This window comes from Massilia jejuensis (genome assembly GCF_042656795.1).
In the GTDB taxonomy this organism is placed as follows: Bacteria; Pseudomonadota; Gammaproteobacteria; order Burkholderiales; family Burkholderiaceae_D; genus Telluria; species Telluria jejuensis.
Map to the genome: position 1 here is coordinate 1 of NZ_JBHSMS010000100.1, position 502 is coordinate 502.

Here is a 502-nt window from a genome sequence, read left to right on the forward strand (position 1 = left end):
CGTCGACGATGGCCTTCAGGGGCAGCGACTTGCCGCCGCGCCGCTGCTCGTCGGCGGTGATGACGGCCACGGCGCCGGCGTCGATGATGCGTTCCTGCAGCGACTTGGCCGAGAAGCCGCCGAAGACCACCGAGTGGGTGGCGCCGATGCGCGCGCACGCCTGCATCGCGGCCACGCCTTCGATCGACATCGACATATAGATGATGACGCGGTCGCCCTTCTTGATGCCGCGCGACTTCAGGCCGTTGGCGAACTTGCAGACGCGCGCGTGCAGCTCGCGATAGCTGGCGCGGGTGACGCTGCCGTCGTCGGCCTCGAAGATGATCGCCGTTTTCTCGGCGTTGCCGTTGGCCAGGTTGCGGTCGAGGCAGTTGTAGGACGCATTCAGCTGCCCGTCGGCGAACCATTGATAGAACGGCGCGTTCGATTCGTCCAGGGTGTTGGTGAACGGCTTGTGCCAGTCGAGGTGTTCCCTGGCCAGGCGGCCCCAGAACCCTTCGTA

1 protein-coding gene is annotated in these 502 nt (G+C 65.9%); it reads right to left on the reverse strand.

Annotated elements, in window-relative coordinates:
• Nucleotides 1-502, reverse strand: a 502-nt coding sequence (locus tag ACFPOU_RS23685; RefSeq protein WP_379727557.1) for an AMP-binding protein, incomplete at both ends; no start/stop codon positions are given.